The sequence below is a fragment of the Flavobacterium enshiense genome (genome assembly GCF_022836875.1).
GTDB lineage: Bacteria > Bacteroidota > Bacteroidia > Flavobacteriales > Flavobacteriaceae > Flavobacterium > Flavobacterium enshiense_A.
On the sequence record NZ_CP090376.1, the window covers coordinates 1987652 to 2003399 of the forward strand.

General features: G+C 36.4%; 9 protein-coding genes. 3 read left to right on the plus strand and 6 right to left on the minus strand.

Features of this window, described 5'->3' with window-relative positions; all coding sequences use genetic code 11:
• Positions 1-101: 101 nt before the first annotated feature.
• A complete protein-coding gene (locus LZF87_RS08825) occupies positions 102-2504 on the minus strand; it encodes an alpha-ketoacid dehydrogenase subunit alpha/beta (RefSeq protein WP_244338588.1) in 2403 nt (800 codons plus the stop codon).
• A 203-nt stretch (positions 2505-2707) separates the two neighbouring features.
• Complete coding sequence (locus tag LZF87_RS08830) at positions 2708-5443, minus strand: aminopeptidase (protein WP_244338589.1); 2736 nt, start codon at positions 5441-5443, stop codon at positions 2708-2710.
• A 743-nt stretch (positions 5444-6186) separates the two neighbouring features.
• On the opposite strand from LZF87_RS08830, the gene LZF87_RS08835 reads away from it, so the two are divergent.
• Positions 6187-7269, plus strand: coding sequence for a Fic family protein (locus LZF87_RS08835; protein WP_244338590.1), 1083 nt, complete (start codon positions 6187-6189; stop codon positions 7267-7269).
• A 442-nt stretch (positions 7270-7711) separates the two neighbouring features.
• Here LZF87_RS08835 and LZF87_RS08840 read toward each other — a convergent pair whose 3' ends face one another.
• The 4 genes from LZF87_RS08840 to LZF87_RS08855 form a co-directional block, all read right to left on the minus strand.
• Complete coding sequence (locus LZF87_RS08840) at positions 7712-8077, minus strand: hypothetical protein (RefSeq protein WP_244338591.1); 366 nt, start codon at positions 8075-8077, stop codon at positions 7712-7714.
• A gap of 4 nt (positions 8078-8081) precedes the next feature.
• Positions 8082-8564, minus strand: coding sequence for a Panacea domain-containing protein (locus LZF87_RS08845; RefSeq protein WP_244338592.1), 483 nt, complete (start codon positions 8562-8564; stop codon positions 8082-8084).
• A gap of 305 nt (positions 8565-8869) precedes the next feature.
• Positions 8870-10378 carry a hypothetical protein gene (locus LZF87_RS08850; protein ID WP_244338593.1) on the minus strand — a complete coding sequence of 503 codons (1509 nt, stop codon included), beginning with the start codon at positions 10376-10378 and terminating at the stop codon, positions 8870-8872.
• Positions 10379-10488: 110 nt separating this feature from the next.
• Positions 10489-10731: a helix-turn-helix domain-containing protein gene (locus tag LZF87_RS08855; protein WP_244338594.1), complete on the minus strand. Its 243-nt coding sequence runs from the start codon at positions 10729-10731 to the stop codon at positions 10489-10491.
• Positions 10732-11359: 628 nt separating this feature from the next.
• Here LZF87_RS08855 and LZF87_RS08860 point away from each other — a divergent pair.
• Together LZF87_RS08860 and LZF87_RS08865 are read left to right on the plus strand one after the other, a co-directional pair.
• Positions 11360-14302, plus strand: a complete 2943-nt coding sequence (locus tag LZF87_RS08860) for a SusC/RagA family TonB-linked outer membrane protein (RefSeq protein ID WP_244338595.1) — start codon at positions 11360-11362, stop codon at positions 14300-14302.
• A gap of 17 nt (positions 14303-14319) precedes the next feature.
• Positions 14320-15747, plus strand: coding sequence for a RagB/SusD family nutrient uptake outer membrane protein (locus LZF87_RS08865; RefSeq protein ID WP_244338596.1), 1428 nt, complete (start codon positions 14320-14322; stop codon positions 15745-15747).
• The last annotated feature ends 1 nt before the right edge of the window (position 15748 follow it).

Genomic DNA, 15748 nt, shown 5'->3' on the forward strand with positions numbered 1-15748 from the left:
TCTTCCGAATGTACCCAATTGAAATTGAGACAAAAAAAGATTCCGCTACTGGATAGTAGCGGAATCTGAATTTTAAAAGTATCTCTTTTGATTAAATCCGATTAATATAAACTTGGGTATTTTACCGGATTAACCTCATGCATGATATCATATACTTTCTCATAAATATCTTCAACTGAAGGTTTAGAGAAATAATCCCCGTCAGTACCATACGCAGGACGGTGTGCTTTAGAAGCTAATGTTTCAGGATTACTGTCTAAATATTTATATCCTTTTTGTTCGTCTACAATCTGCTGTAAAATGAAAGCAGAAGCTCCACCAGGGACATCCTCGTCGATTACCAATAAACGGTTTGTTTTAGCAAGCGATTTTACGATGTCATGATTAATATCGAACGGAAGCAACGATTGAATGTCGATGATTTCAGCATCAATACCAACTTCAAGTAATTCTTTTGCTGCCTGTTCAACCAAACGCAATGTAGAGCCGTATGAAACTAAAGTGATATCACTTCCTTGTTTAATGGTTTCCACAACTCCGATAGGTGTTTTGAATTCACCTAAGTTCGTTGGCATTTTTTCTTTCAAACGGTAACCATTCAAACATTCCACTAATAAAGCTGGTTCGTCAGTTTCCAATAAAGTATTATAGAAACCAGCTGCTTTAGTCATGTTTCTTGGAACCAAAACGTGAATACCGCGGATTGCATTGATAATCATACCCATTGGTGAACCTGAATGCCAGATTCCTTCCAAACGGTGACCACGCGTTCTTATGATTAGCGGTGCTTTTTGACGACCGGCAGTTCTGTATTGTAAAGTGGCTAAATCGTCACTCATAATCTGGATAGCATACAAAAGGTAATCCAAATACTGAATTTCAGCGATAGGACGTAAACCTCTCATCGCCATACCGATTCCCTGACCTAAAATAGTAGCCTCGCGGATACCAGCATCAGATACACGGAATTCGCCATATTTCTCCTGCATTCCTTCCAAACCTTGGTTAACATCACCAATATTTCCTGAATCTTCCCCGAAAATCAAAGTTTCAGGATGTTTGTCGAAAATAACATCGAAGTTATTTCTCAAAATCAAACGAGCATCAACTTCTTCCGAAGTTTCGTCATATTTAGGTAAAACTTCTTTTGTAGAGAATACGTTGTTATCCGATTGTGAGAATAAATGCGAACTGAATTTCGGCTGGATTTTTTCGATATAAGCGGTAATCCATGCCGAAAGTTGTGCTTTTCCGTTTTCTTTTACGATTAAACGTAAAACTTTACGGGCTGTAGTGATAATATCTTTTCGGATTGGCTCTTTAATGGAAGCCAAATCGTTAACCTGTTTTTCGATGAAAACTTTGTTCTCACTTGATGCAGCAATCGAATTCAATAAAGCAACTAACTCTTGTTGTTCTGCTTTCATTGGTTCAACAAATGCTGACCATGCCGCTTTTTTGCCTTCAAGAACGTCTTTTTTAGCCTGAGTGTCAATCGCTTCTATTTCTTCGGCTGTAGCCAAATTATTGCTGATTAACCAATTTCGCATTTGTGCTAAACAGTCAAATTCTGCTTCCCAAGCCAAACGATCCGCATTTTTGTATCGTTCGTGAGATCCTGAGGTTGAGTGTCCTTGCGGTTGAGTTAATTCCAAAACGTGAATCAAAACCGGAACGTGTTCTTCGCGTGCAATTTGTGATGCTTTCTGGTAGGTTTCCACCAAAGTAGGATAATCCCAACCTTTTACGGTTATGATTTCATACCCTTTGTTGTTTTCATCGCGTTGGAAACCTTTTAAGATTTCTGAAATGTTTTCTTTTGTGGTCTGGTATCTTGCGTGAACCGAAATTCCGTATTCGTCATCCCAAACACTCATTACCATTGGTACCTGTAATACTCCGGCTGCATTGATGGTTTCAAAAAACAAACCTTCAGAGGTAGAGGCATTTCCGATGGTTCCCCATGCTACTTCATTCCCTTTTTCGGAGAAATTCGTTTGGTTGATACCACCAACATTTCTGTATATTTTAGAAGCCTGAGCCAAACCTAATAAACGAGGCATTTGTCCCGCTGTAGGAGAGATGTCGGCACTTGAATTTTTCTGTTGTGTAAGGTTCTTCCAGTTTCCGTTTTCGTCAAGTGAATGGGTTGCAAAGTGACCACCCATCTGACGTCCGGCACTCATTGGATCATGAGCCAAATCGGTATGACCGTATAAACCTGCAAAAAACTGCTGGATCGTCATTTGACCGATCGCCATCATGAAAGTCTGATCGCGATAGTATCCCGAACGGAAATCACCATTACGGAATGCTTTTGCCATGGCTAATTGCGGTACTTCTTTTCCGTCACCGAAAATTCCAAATTTTGCTTTACCGGTTAAAACTTCACGTCTTCCTAATAAACTACATTCCCGGCTTGTGGTTGCAATTTTATAATCATTAAGTACTTCTGTTTTGAAATCTTCAAATGAAAGTACTTCTTTAGTGGCTGTTTGGTTCATATAGCTAATGATATGTTAAGTGACAAATTTAATTATTTCTTCGATATAAAACAATGGGACGATAAAATAATAATTTCACTTTTGATAATAATATTGTTTGATACTGAGTTTTTAATAAATTATTCGTATCTAAAAACGAGTTTTTATGATATTTTTTTAATAAAATAGATTAAAAATAAAGGCTCTTTTTTAGATTTAAGCCGTTATAACCACTTTCTTGTGAATAATGATATCAGGGTTTTCGGACTCAATGTAATTACATAACGTATTTTTTCGCCATAACGAGGCTGTGTTATTTCCCATCCGTTATTGGAAGAAATCGGAAAATACAATTCGAAATAATCTGGTACAAAGTTCAATCGTATACCGTTGTCATACACAAATTTAGAGTTAAAACCTTCATTTTTTACCCAACCGATATCACCATAAACTTCAATCCAGTTCCAAATGTTGAAACTTGCATTCATGGTTGTCATCCATTGATTAGCCAGAGGGGGATCTAATTTTGATTTAAATCCTCCTTCAGCCATTATGTATTGCTGACTGAAAATACCGGTGGTTTCTGAGCGGCCCAGTAAAGCATAATCGTACAAATAATCTGTTGGACGGTCTAAACCAAAGCTGAAAAATTCTGACTTGGTGTCACGATACATGAAAGCACCAGCAAAAACACGTAAATTGATTTGTCGGTTATTGTCAAAAAGCTTTCGGTATTGAAATTCACCAGCTAACTTTCCAAAGTTTTTATCAATCTGGACATCGGTCATCATGCCATAAACTCTGGTAATTTCGGAAGCTCCTTTGGAATAGCGCAAATTAAAAACCGAATAATTTTCATCTTTGCTGATTACTATGTTAGAGTGCTCTCTTTCCACAAATACGTGACGTATCAAAACGTTTTCCTTCTCATTGGATCTGTAATTTAAATCCCTAAAACGGAAGTTGATAGAAGGAGTTACTTTGGTATAAGCGGCATCGGGCGCGTAATGGTAGGTAGACCCGCCAAGGCTGTAACGGATATTGTATAAACGTTCTTCGCGAACGTTTTTATTTATGGTAAAATAGGCTCCCCCAACGAGTGAATTTGTTTTGACCGAATAAATAGGGTTAATGTCAAAAATAAAAGGTTTGTCCAATAATGATTTATTATGAAAGCTTAAACCTGGAGAAACACCGTCATAATAGTTATAGGATAATTCCGGAACGTAAAATATTTGATTTACGGATGAATCTTCAAGGTCTTTTATGAAAGTGAATTTTATAGGACGATTGTTTCCTAAAAAGCTTTTTGTTGCTTTCCAGTTATTTCGGGCGTTGTATTCCGGAATTTTGTTTTCGTAATTCAATACAAGCTTGTCGACATTCTCTTTAGGGAAAGTCAAAACACTGTCTTTGGTAACGTTTTCAACCCATCGTTTAAAAACAATTGTGTCTTTATTGATTCCGTAAACCGAAACAGGTACATTGGTGTTGGTTCTGTTTTTAATGACTACTTCAATAGAGTCATTGTTTTTTTTGATATCTCCGAATTTATAATCAATCAGATTCCGGGTGTGTACAAGGGTTTTGAAAAACCAATCGGTGTCTTTGTCTGTTTTTTGGTTTAAAAGGGTTTTGAAATCCTCTTCGCCGGTTTGTTGGGTCTCATTCAGTTTTACGAAATCCGTTATTGTTTTGGAAACTTTATCATCGCCTAAATAATCGTTTAGGTAATCGAGCCCCATTCCGGCTTTATATCTTCCGGATATTTGTTCGTTGAATTTGATAAAAGAGTTTTTTGAATCTCCGATTGGCTGATCCAGGTTTTTTCGCGCCATCAAAAGATAGAGATAGTAGTATTGGTCGTTAAAATCAGATGTAAAAAGATTATATCCTTTCAGTAATTTGAATTGAGACAGCCTGCCCATCATTTTCATTTCAGGGTAATTCTCTTCGATATATCTCATCATAACGTAAGTCTGAATCCCGTCAATCAGCCAGGTGTCTTTTCTGGGATTGATATGCAACGAGGTTTTCAGGTAGTTATTGATATATGTTTTCAGAAATTTTAATTCATACAGAAATTCATTCGGAAACGGACTCAAAAAGGCGGGAAGCTGATTCAGTCCATAAAACGGATTCCTGTCATAATCCACTTGGGAAACAACTATTTTTTCCTGAGGCAATTTTCCTAATTGATTCGAAACAAAACTAACCACGCGATCAATAACGATGGCTTTTTGAATATCGTTTAATCGTTTGTCTTTTAGGTTGGTAACTACTTCCTGATATTGGTTTTTATGGCTGACAAAAGTAGGCAGGGTTTCAATGATAAGGTTGAAATCGGTAATGTTTTTTCCTTTCAGTTGATAAGTTGTTTCGTAATCACCTTCATTTCCGTCTGTTTTAGTGCTGTCTAAATCGGTATAAACGTGAATTCCTGTTGGTAGAGTTAATTTGATGTCGTAATCGGAAAGCGCATTTGAGATATCATTCAGATTTTCGTTACTGTTTTTTACAAAGTTGCCATTGTCAAATCGAGCAGGAGCTAAGAACCAGTTCTTCAGATATAAACTGCCTAAATTTTCATCGTAGCCAAAACGAGTAAAACGCTGATTGGGAACCTGAACGCTATAAATTATTTTCAATTTTAATTCCTGATTTGGATAAATAGGAGTGTCTAAATGAATGTTTAGCAAGTCAACCTGCTTTTCGGGTCTTGAAAATTGTAAACCAAGGTTGTTTTGATCGGTGATTGAGATTATGGAAGTCCTTCCTCGTTCTGAATCTTTTGCCAGGTGGAAACTGCGGATAAACTCATCTGAAAATCGTTTTCCTAATGGTGAGTTTTTATCGGAATAGGCGTTGTTCCAATCGTTTAATACGAGCTCTTTTAAAGTGTGATTGGTGTTGTTAACATAGGTGATTTCCTGTTCAATGTTAAGAACCTTGTTGGCCATGTCGACATTTACAATAAGATTGTTGCGATGTTGTGCAAATGAATAACTTACATTTAAAAGCAAAAAAAGGACAGAGAAAAATTTAAATACGACTTTCAAATGTTTTGTGAATTATGTGCTTGTAATTATCGAGTCGTAAATTTAGGAAAAACATCGGATTGCCCTAATTTTAAGACAAAAAATTAAAGCTATTCCAAGAGCTTTTAATTGAAAGAGGTTTATTGTGCGACTAGCCCATCTATTACTGTGATGTTGCAAGTGTAAAAGATAAATGGCCTTTTGTGTTTTGAGCTGAACCTGATTGTCTGTTTCTGTTTTTACAAAGTAAACTTAGATTGCATGTTAAATGAAAAAAGCAAGCTGTTGTAGCTTGCTTTTTTTGTGGGGAGAGCAGGATTCGAACATCCTAACTAATCCGTTTATTTATAAGGGTTACAAGTAACCAAAAAAACAAGGGTCTCGATTTTGCATCTGTACTGCAAACATCTTCAAATCTTATATTGCTAAGATAGTTATAATTGGTAATTTGACCAAATAAAAGGCTTTAAATCAGACCAAAAAACGAACAGGTTTTGAGAGATTTTTGAGATCTAAATAACTTTTTTTTTACAAATTTATTGTCATATTGCGGTGAATAGCGCGCATAATCACTGCGAAAATGCGGTAAAAAAATCAAATAATCACCGCAAACCAATCATAATGCGGTAAAAAAATCTTATATTTACCGCAAAACAGCGGTGATTATGTACATACATCAAAGAAAAGACTGGCCAAACTTCACTTGGGATGCCGATAAAATCTCTCCATTATTGGGAGCAGTGAGGCACAATCAAGGAAAAATACTTGGCCAAATGCAGGCTTTAGGTTTTAAACTACAGGAAGAAACCATGTTAAAGGCACTTACTTTAGATGTGGTAAAAACAAGTCAGATTGAAGGCGAACAACTTAATCCGGAACAAGTACGTTCCTCCATAGCCAGACGTTTGGGTATTGAAATTGCCGGAGCTGTACCGGCAGAGCGTAGCGTCGAGGGAATTGTAGAAATGCTTTTAGATGCAACACAATCCTACGCCAAACCATTAACAGCCGAACGGCTTTTTGATTGGCACGCAGCATTATTTCCAACCGGAAGAAGCGGTATGTATAAAATCAATGTCGGCGCGTGGCGTGATGATGTAATGCAGGTAACTTCGGGACCTATGGGTAAGGAAAAAATACACTTTGAAGCTCCACCAGCAACCAAAGTACCCGCAGAAATGCAACAGTTTCTAGGCTGGATGGAAACAGACCAAGGTATAGATCCCGTAATAAAAGCTGCAATTGCACATTTATGGTTTGTAACCATACACCCGTTCGACGACGGTAACGGACGTATTGCCCGAGCAATTGCCGATTTACAATTAGCACGAGCAGACCAAAGCCCACAGCGATTCTATTCCATGTCAGCACAAATACAGGCAGAAAGAAATAAGTATTACGATATACTGGAAAACACCCAAAAAGGAGACTTAGACATAACGCCCTGGTTAGAATGGTTTCTGGATTGCCTTATGCATGCTATGGCACAAACAGACGAAGTAGTTTCTAAAACATTAATACGTGCAAAATTTTGGGAAACACATAGGGAAACACAACTCAATGCCAGACAACAAAAAATACTTCATTTACTTCTCGACGATTTCTTTGGATTACTCAATGTTTCTAAATACGCAAAAATCAATAAAACCTCTACAGATACTGCCTTGCGCGATATTAAGGATCTTATGCTAAAAGATATACTGGAGCAGGAAGGAAGCGGTAGGAGTACTACATATAGGCTTAAATAATTAAGATATTTAAAACTAGAAGGTTTGATTTAACAAAGTCAAACCTTTTTTATTGTCAGATAATATGAAAAAGACGCCCAAAAGCGCCTTCATTTCCTGTCATTGCGAGGAGGCACGACGCGGCAACCCCAACTATCATTATACCCACGATGCTTCCGGCTATCATACAATTTCCCCCTCAACCAAACCCCGGCAAGTACAAACACAATCAATCCTAAAATTTCATACCATTCCATACCTCAAAAATATAATAAGTAAGGTCTTTGTGTTTATGTTATGGGTAAATGCTCCGTTTTGGATAACTATTTATCCTAAATTGACAACTATAACATGAGGTATAAAAACAAAAAGATACCCTAAGGTATCTTTTTTATAAATGGTAAATAAGTTTTCTGTTAAACGTTAAAACCCACTTTTACAGAACTATTGTTGTGGATAGTTGTTATTTTTCGTTATGGTTGTTCTTATCTTTTCCACCTGGAAATAAATCCCAAAGAATAATAAGCATCATTCCTAAAACTTGAACTGTTGTAGTTGTAAGTAAAGTGACTAAGACGGTATCACTAAGCTTAAATTGGTAATGGTTGTTCATTAAAATTAAAATTACTGAAACAAGCCAAGCTGAAATGATGATTGTGAAAATAACAGCTAAAGAGCCTCTCAGTTCTGTATCTCTTTCATATCTTTTAACAGATGCTTTCTTTATATCATTATCTAGTTTTTGTTCGTCTCTTTTAGCCTCTAAATAATCAGATTCAGTGAAATTTACAGAAGGGTTGTCGGGCAACCTATTAAAAAAATCATCCATATTTTTAATTAACACCTTCTATTTCTAAATCTTGTTTTGGTTTAAGTTTTGGTAAGTAATGTTTCAAAATTTCCTCATCAGTAATTTCAGAGTTACATCCAAAACAATAGGAATTTTTCCAAGGTGTGTCTTGGCTGTGAGTCATTGCACTAAGTTGAACTCCATCGTATTTTCCATACATTGACCATATTTTATCTAAAAATCTAGCATCTTCAACGTCAACAACCTCTTCTACATTCGAAGGAATGGGTTCGTTAATTTTAGTCTTACCGTAATTTTTAAGGTTTTGATACAATGAGGGAAAAACAGGGCCATAGTCCCAAGCTTCTAATCTTTCTTCAATTAGTTTTTTTTCCCCGTCTGTTAGTGCTAAAAACCAACTATAGGCTAAGTAAGTCATTTTGATAACTTTCATAGGGGTAATTTCTCCGTATTTTGAGTAATTACGAATGAAATAATTTGCAATTGTTGTTGAACTATAAGCCATAACATCAAGTGTATAAAAGTAAATATAATTAACCACTTTTCACAAAGATACTAAAAACAAACGAATTTTTAAATCTGTAAGAATAATTTGTAAGTATTTTAACTTGTTTCTTTTTCTTTGTCCTCGTATCTAGTATTGAAATAGATTAACCTTTTTGGTTATTAATTGCAGATTATAAGATTTGTACTTACTTCTTCAGTTAGTTTGTGTTATCAATCAGGCAAATACAAAGAATGAAGTTTTCAGTTTTACTCTATAAACCCCACTTGCTTAAACCTTCTGTTATTTACCCTTCTGATATTATTTTATGCACTTTCTATTTCATCATCATTATTGGTATCATTCAAGCCTACAATTCTATCAAGATTTCTTTCAATAACATTAGTGGCTTGTTCTAATTTTTTTTCCGATTTTTTTTCTAATATATCTGCAACTTTTTGTAAACCAGGAATTTTCTCTAACTTAGAAATAGTTCTTTCTAGCTTATTAGAATTTTCTAGTAGTTCCATTATGGGATGATCAGAAGTGTTGTAATCTGAAATTAATTTGCCTGGATTTTCAGAATACATTTGTAAGAAGTCTTGCAGTAATTTTATTTTTAGTTCATTTGATATACTGTCTTCTCCAAGATTTTGAATCTGTTTAGATAATCCTTCAAATGTTTTACTTAAGACTTCTTTGTGTGAATATTCTTCAATAAGTCTTTTAGATAGATTCATTTTTTTATTTGAAGAAATAGATAACCATAATACTGGGATATATAATGGTAAAATAGCAATAACAATTTTTGGAGCCCTATTAATAATAATATCAAAATTAGTATCATTCATTAATGTAAAGACACTAATTGCAAAGGGTATTAATGAAACTGCTATCATGCTACCTATACCAATGCTAAACTGAGTTTTATGATTATCGTATGCTTTTACTTCCTCGTCTTTCTTTTTAGAAAATGCAGATGACAAACCAGCTGTTAAAGCATTTGGAAGTAGACTTTCAATTTTTTCATTTAATTTGTTATACTTGTCTTCCCATTCATTTATTTGAGTATTAATTTTTTCACTATTAGATTTGAGTAAATTATTTACATTTTCATTAGTGTTTGTCTCTAATTTATTAAAATTTAATTTTAACTCTTCAGTTCTTTCTTCCAGTCCATCGAGTGATTCTTCTAATTCTTGCTTTAATCCTTTAACTAAAACTTCTTCACCAGTTTCTTCATTTTCAGAATTAAATCCAAGAATTTCGTTATATAATGTTTCTAATTCAATTTTACGATTTGTAATCGACTTTATTAATTGCGAAGATTTACTTTCATTTTCTTTAATTTTAGAAATATAGGTTTCTAGTTCACTTATTTCTTCTTCAAAATCTGGGTGATTTTCAATTGTTTCTTCAAGTAAGGAAATATTTTGATTTACATTTCCAATTCTTTCTAGTAGAGTACTCATTGTTTCGTTAAATTCATCTCTTTCGGTATTGAATTTGTCGAACAATTGTTTTATTTCATTATGTTTTGTTAAGATATTATCTTTAGCTGAATTAATGCTTAACTGGCTTTCTGATACATTTCCTTGAATTTCTCTAACTTCCTCTAAAGTTTCAAATGCTCTATTTTTAAACTCAGAAGTTTTTTTAGATGCCTGTTGAGCTTCTTTTTCATATTCTGGGCTCCTTTTAGTTACTTCACCTAATTCTTTTTTTATACTAGAAATAGCATTAGTGAATTGACTATGTGAATGAGCTAATTTTTGCTGATTTTTTTCAACATCTTTAATTCTTGAAGTTAATTCTTTATTATCAAATAGTCCCATTTTATGAAAAATTTTATTTTACAATTATAGCTAACTCATAAATATACTCAACCACGAATATAACTATTAAAATTTTACCTACAAAAAAAGATGCTTTAGCATCTTTTTATTTATTCTTTTCCCAAATCAAATTCAAAATCAAATAACTCTTTAGGATGAATTTCTAATCCCTTAGCAATAGAAATTATTGTTCCCATAGAAGCCCCATGCTCACCGTTTAAAACTCGGTAAACTTGTTTTGGCTCTATTTTTCCTATAGACGAGACTGTCATAACATCTTTTTGATGCTTGATAAGTAATCTTTGAAGGTTTTCTCCAAACTTTATGAAGTATTGTTTTCTAATTTCTTTCACAATGTGAAAGTGCATTGAAATTCAAAAAATAAATTGTCAAATTTGACAATTGTAAAATAAATTCGTACATTTGACTTTTAGTATAAATTAAAAATGTTTTAAATAATTATTATTTTTGCGATTCTTCAAATAAAAAATTGAAGCATTCGCTTTGAATCTCGCGTCGAAAAACTGGTAATTTTAAGCAACGAGATGATAAGTAAGATGCTCACGTCTATAGGCGTGGGCTCACTTATTGTTGCACGGTATACCAGTACCTTCGGCGCAGTAAGCTGAGTTCCACGCTTTTTTATGCGCTAAACTTTCCTTTTTTCAAAGCAAAACGTCTCTTCACAGGCTCGCAAAATCAAAATAAAACCGGCTGGGTTTTCCTTGCCTTTATATGCCACTATGGCTTAGCTGCATTAAGCAAATAGTGGCATTGTTTTACAATGTCAAACTAAATAGTTGTGCCTATGGTGTAAATTCTCTTAAAAATAAAAACCTCCTGTCCCAGTGTTGGCGCATCAGGCAGAAGGTTTACGCTAATAAAACTTTCGTTTAACTTAACTAATCCAATACTATGAAAATTTTTTCATTCAAGGGGTATAGGCAGTCCGTTTTTTGCTCTTTTTTTTGCATTACGGCCATGAACCTCTTATCGTCTGTTGCTTGGGGGCAACAGGCTATAACCGTCCAGGGTAAAATTTATGATAATTTGTCCTCTTTACCAGGTGTCAGTGTAACCGTCAAAGGGACAACGGTCCAAACAATCTCTAATTACGATGGCAGTTACACCATCAAAACCACAACAAAAGATACATTGGTATTTTCTATGATGGGATATGCCAAAAGGGAAATTGCGATTTTAGGTCGCAATACTATAAATGTATCTATGTCAGAGGAGGCAACTTCGTTACAGGAAGTCAAAATCAATGCGGGATACTATTCCGTAAAAGAAAAAGAACGCACGGGCAGTATCGCAAGAATAACTTCGAAGGATATCGAAAAACAACCCGTAACCAATGTACTGGCTACCATGCAGGGGCAAATGGCTGGCGTCTCGGTAACGCAAAGTACCGGCGTTTCCGGGGGTGGTTTCGATATTCAAATACGAGGGCAAAACAGCCTTCGGGCAAATGGTAATGCACCATTGTATGTTATCGATGGCGTTCCGTATTCTTCCGAAGCAATTGGGGGTGGTATCACGGCAACGGTCATGCCCGCACTCACAAGCCCGTTAAACAATTTAAACCCTAGCGATATAGAAAGTCTCGAAGTCCTTAAAGATGCCGATGCTACTGCTATTTATGGCTCTCGTGGCGCAAATGGGGTGGTGCTTATCACAACCAAAAAGGGAAAGAAAGGTAAAACAACGTTCTCAACAAGCATAAATAGTGGTTTGGGTAAAGTAACCCGATTCATGGACATGATGAAAACCCCGCAGTATTTACAAATGCGTGCCGAAGCCTATGTGAATGACGGTATCACTCCATACCCATCTGATGCTTATGACATCAACGGTACATGGGATCAAAACCGATATACCGATTGGCAAAAAACACTCTTGGGCGGCACAAACGAAATTACAAACATCCAAGCAGCGCTATCCGGAGGCACTGCTCAAACACAGTTTTTAGTAAGCGGAAATTTCGGTAAGGAAACAACAGTTTTTCCAGGCGAATTCGGTTATAAAAAAGGAAACTTGCATACGAACTTAAATCATGAGTCCGACAACAAAAAGTTCAGGATAAATTTCACCGCCGGCTATACAGTACAGGACAACAATCAGCCATCTACAGATTTAACACCCGAAGCGTGGTCAATCGCACCCAATGCTCCGGCATTGTATGACGAAAACGGAAATCTGAATTGGGAAAACGGCACCTTTAACAATCCGCTTCGCAATCTCGAAGGGAAGTCGTTGGCCAATACGAAAGACGTAGTAGCAAATATGCTGTTATCCTACAAACTCTTGCAGAATTTGGAACTCAAATCAAGCTTCGGATATACTGATTTGCATCATACCGAAAGCAGTACCTTTCCTTCAACCATCTACAATCCGGCTTATGGTTTGGGTAGTGAGTATTCAGTCCTTTTCGCAAACAACACTTCCCGTAATTCTTGGATTATAGAACCGCAACTTCATTGGAACAAAGAGTTTGGGAAGGCGAGAGTAGAAGCATTAATAGGAACCACTTTCCAACAGCAAAACAACGTACAGTTAGTGCAGCAGGCAAGTGGTTTTATGAGCAATAGCCTTATTTATAATCTGGCAGCAGCATCAAATATTTCAGTGTTTACCGATGAAGCTACGGTTTACAAATACCAAGCCTTTTTCGGTCGCGTAAACTTAAATTGGGACAAACGCTACATCATAAACATTACAGGGCGTCGCGATGGTTCAAGCCGTTTCGGGCCCGGTAAGCAATTCGCTAATTTCGGGGCCATTGGTGCGGCTTGGATTTTTTCAAACGAAGCGTTTATTAAAGACAATGTAAACTTCTTAAGTTTCGGAAAACTGCGCGCCAGTTATGGTACAACCGGTAACGATCAAATAGGGAATTACCAGTTTTTAAATACCTACAGTACTTCGGGTAACAATTATCAGGGTACAATCGGTTTACACCCAACACGATTATACAACCCCGATTTTGGCTGGGAAACGAACAAAAAGTTCGAAGCGGCACTCGAAACCGGTTTTTTAAACGACCGTATTACCCTTACTTCAGCTTGGTACAACAACCGTTCCTCAAACCAATTGGTAGGGATTCCGCTTCCGGGTACAACAGGGTTTCCTTCCATGCAGGCTAATTTAGATGCTGCCGTTCAAAATAGAGGATGGGAATTCACATTGCGAACGGTTAATTTTCAGAAAGAGAATTTCAGTTGGACAACAAGTCTGAATTTTACAACAACCAGAAATAAATTATTGTCGTTCCCTGGTTTGGAAACCTCAACCTATGCCAATCAGTTGGTAATCGGTCAGCCTTTAAACATCAAAAAGGTGTATCACTTTACAGGAGTAGATCCGCAAACGGGTATTTATCAGTTTGAAGATGTAAATAACGATGGAATAATTACGGCCACCGAAGACAAGAAAACAGTAAAAGACCTAAACCCTGAATTTTACGGAGGTTTACAAAATCAACTCAAATACAAGCAGTGGCAACTGGATTTCCTTTTTCAATTTGTAAAGCAGGAAAATTACAATACGGCAGCCACATTGGCTTTGCCGGGTACAATGTCCAATCAGTCAACAATAGTTGGTAATCATTGGCAAAGTCCGGGAGATTCCGCTCCATACCAGCAATACAGTTCAGGAGCAAACGGTGCAGCTGTAGATGCCTTTTACAAATACATCAGCAGCGATGCCGTAATTACAGATGCTTCTTTCATTCGTCTCAAAAACATTGCCTTGTCTTATGAAGTACCTAAGAAATGGATGAAAAATGTTCAGTGTAAAGTTTCGTTGCAGGGGCAAAACGTGTTAACGTTTACATCCTACAAAGGGGGCGATCCTGAGTTTACCGCTTTAGGCTTCTTACCGCCACTGCGTATTATCACTTCAGGAATTCAAGTGTCATTTTAACTTTAAAACTATAAATCATGAACCATCATAATATAAGTTGCAATAAAACTTCTTTCAGATACAATCTGATAAAGCAAGGCAAACGTTTAGTGTCTATCACTTTATTGGGACTATTGGTAGCCTGCGATAATTTTGTTGAGGTAGATTTACCAACATCACAATTAACATCACCCACAGTATTCGAGAACTATACCACGGCAACTGCTGCCATGGTAGATATTTACGCTCAAATAAGAAATAACGGAGTACTGGCAGGAACCGTTACCGGAGTTTCCAATCAAATGGGAAATTACACCGATGAACTCACTTTTTACGGTAGCAGTTTTATGGGAACTATTAATTTTTATAACAATACTTTAATCCCTTCCAATGCCGATATTGCAACGTTGTGGAATAACAGTTACAGCCAAATCTATGCGACGAATGCGGTTATAGAAGGTGCTACCAATTCCACTGGCTTATCAGTAGCAGAGAAAAATCAACTATTGGGAGAAGCTTATTTTACAAGAGCATTAGTACATTTCTATCTGCTCAATCTTTTTGGGGATATTCCTTATATCACTACTACAGATTATAGGGTAAACAGTATTGTATCTCGTATGTCTTCAACACAGGTTTATGCCAATATTAAAACAGATTTGTTGCTGTCGTCCTCAATGTTGTCTGACGATTATATTACGCCGGAAAGGGTAAGACCAAACAAAGCAACCGTAAAAGCACTATTGGCCAGAGTTTATCTTTATACAAGTGATTGGAACGCAGCAGTAAACGAAGCTTCAGATATAATAAACAACACAGGTTTATATGTTTGGGATACCAATTTGGATAACATTTTCCTAAAAGAAAGCACCACAACCATCTGGCAACTCATACCCCAATCAGCTGGCAGAAATACCGAAGAGGGTAGTACATTTATTTTCAACCAAGGCCCTCCTCCGGTTGTGGCACTAAACGATAATTTTATAGCGGCTTTCGAAGTGGGGGACGAGCGTAAAAACCATTGGACGAAGGCAGTTACCGATGGTGTAAATACGTGGTACCATGCTTATAAATACAAACAGTTCACAAACACCGGAACATCACAGGAATACTCCATTATATTTCGTTTGGCTGAGCAGTATCTAATACGTGCCGAAGCCTTAGCACAATTAGGTGACCTTTCAGGAGCAAAGACAGATTTAAATAAAATCAGGAATACAGCTGGTTTGCCTGATACGGCTGCTCTCACCCAACAGGATATTATAACAGCCATTATTCAGGAAAGAAGAGTAGAGTTTTTTACCGAACTAGGACACAGGTTTTTTGATTTAAAAAGAACTAACAATCTCGATGCAGCGTTGTCAGGAGTCAAAACAGGGTGGAACACTACCGATAGATTGTTACCGTTGCCGGAATCCGAATTACTCATGAATCCGAATCTCAATCCTCAAAATCCCGGTTATTAAT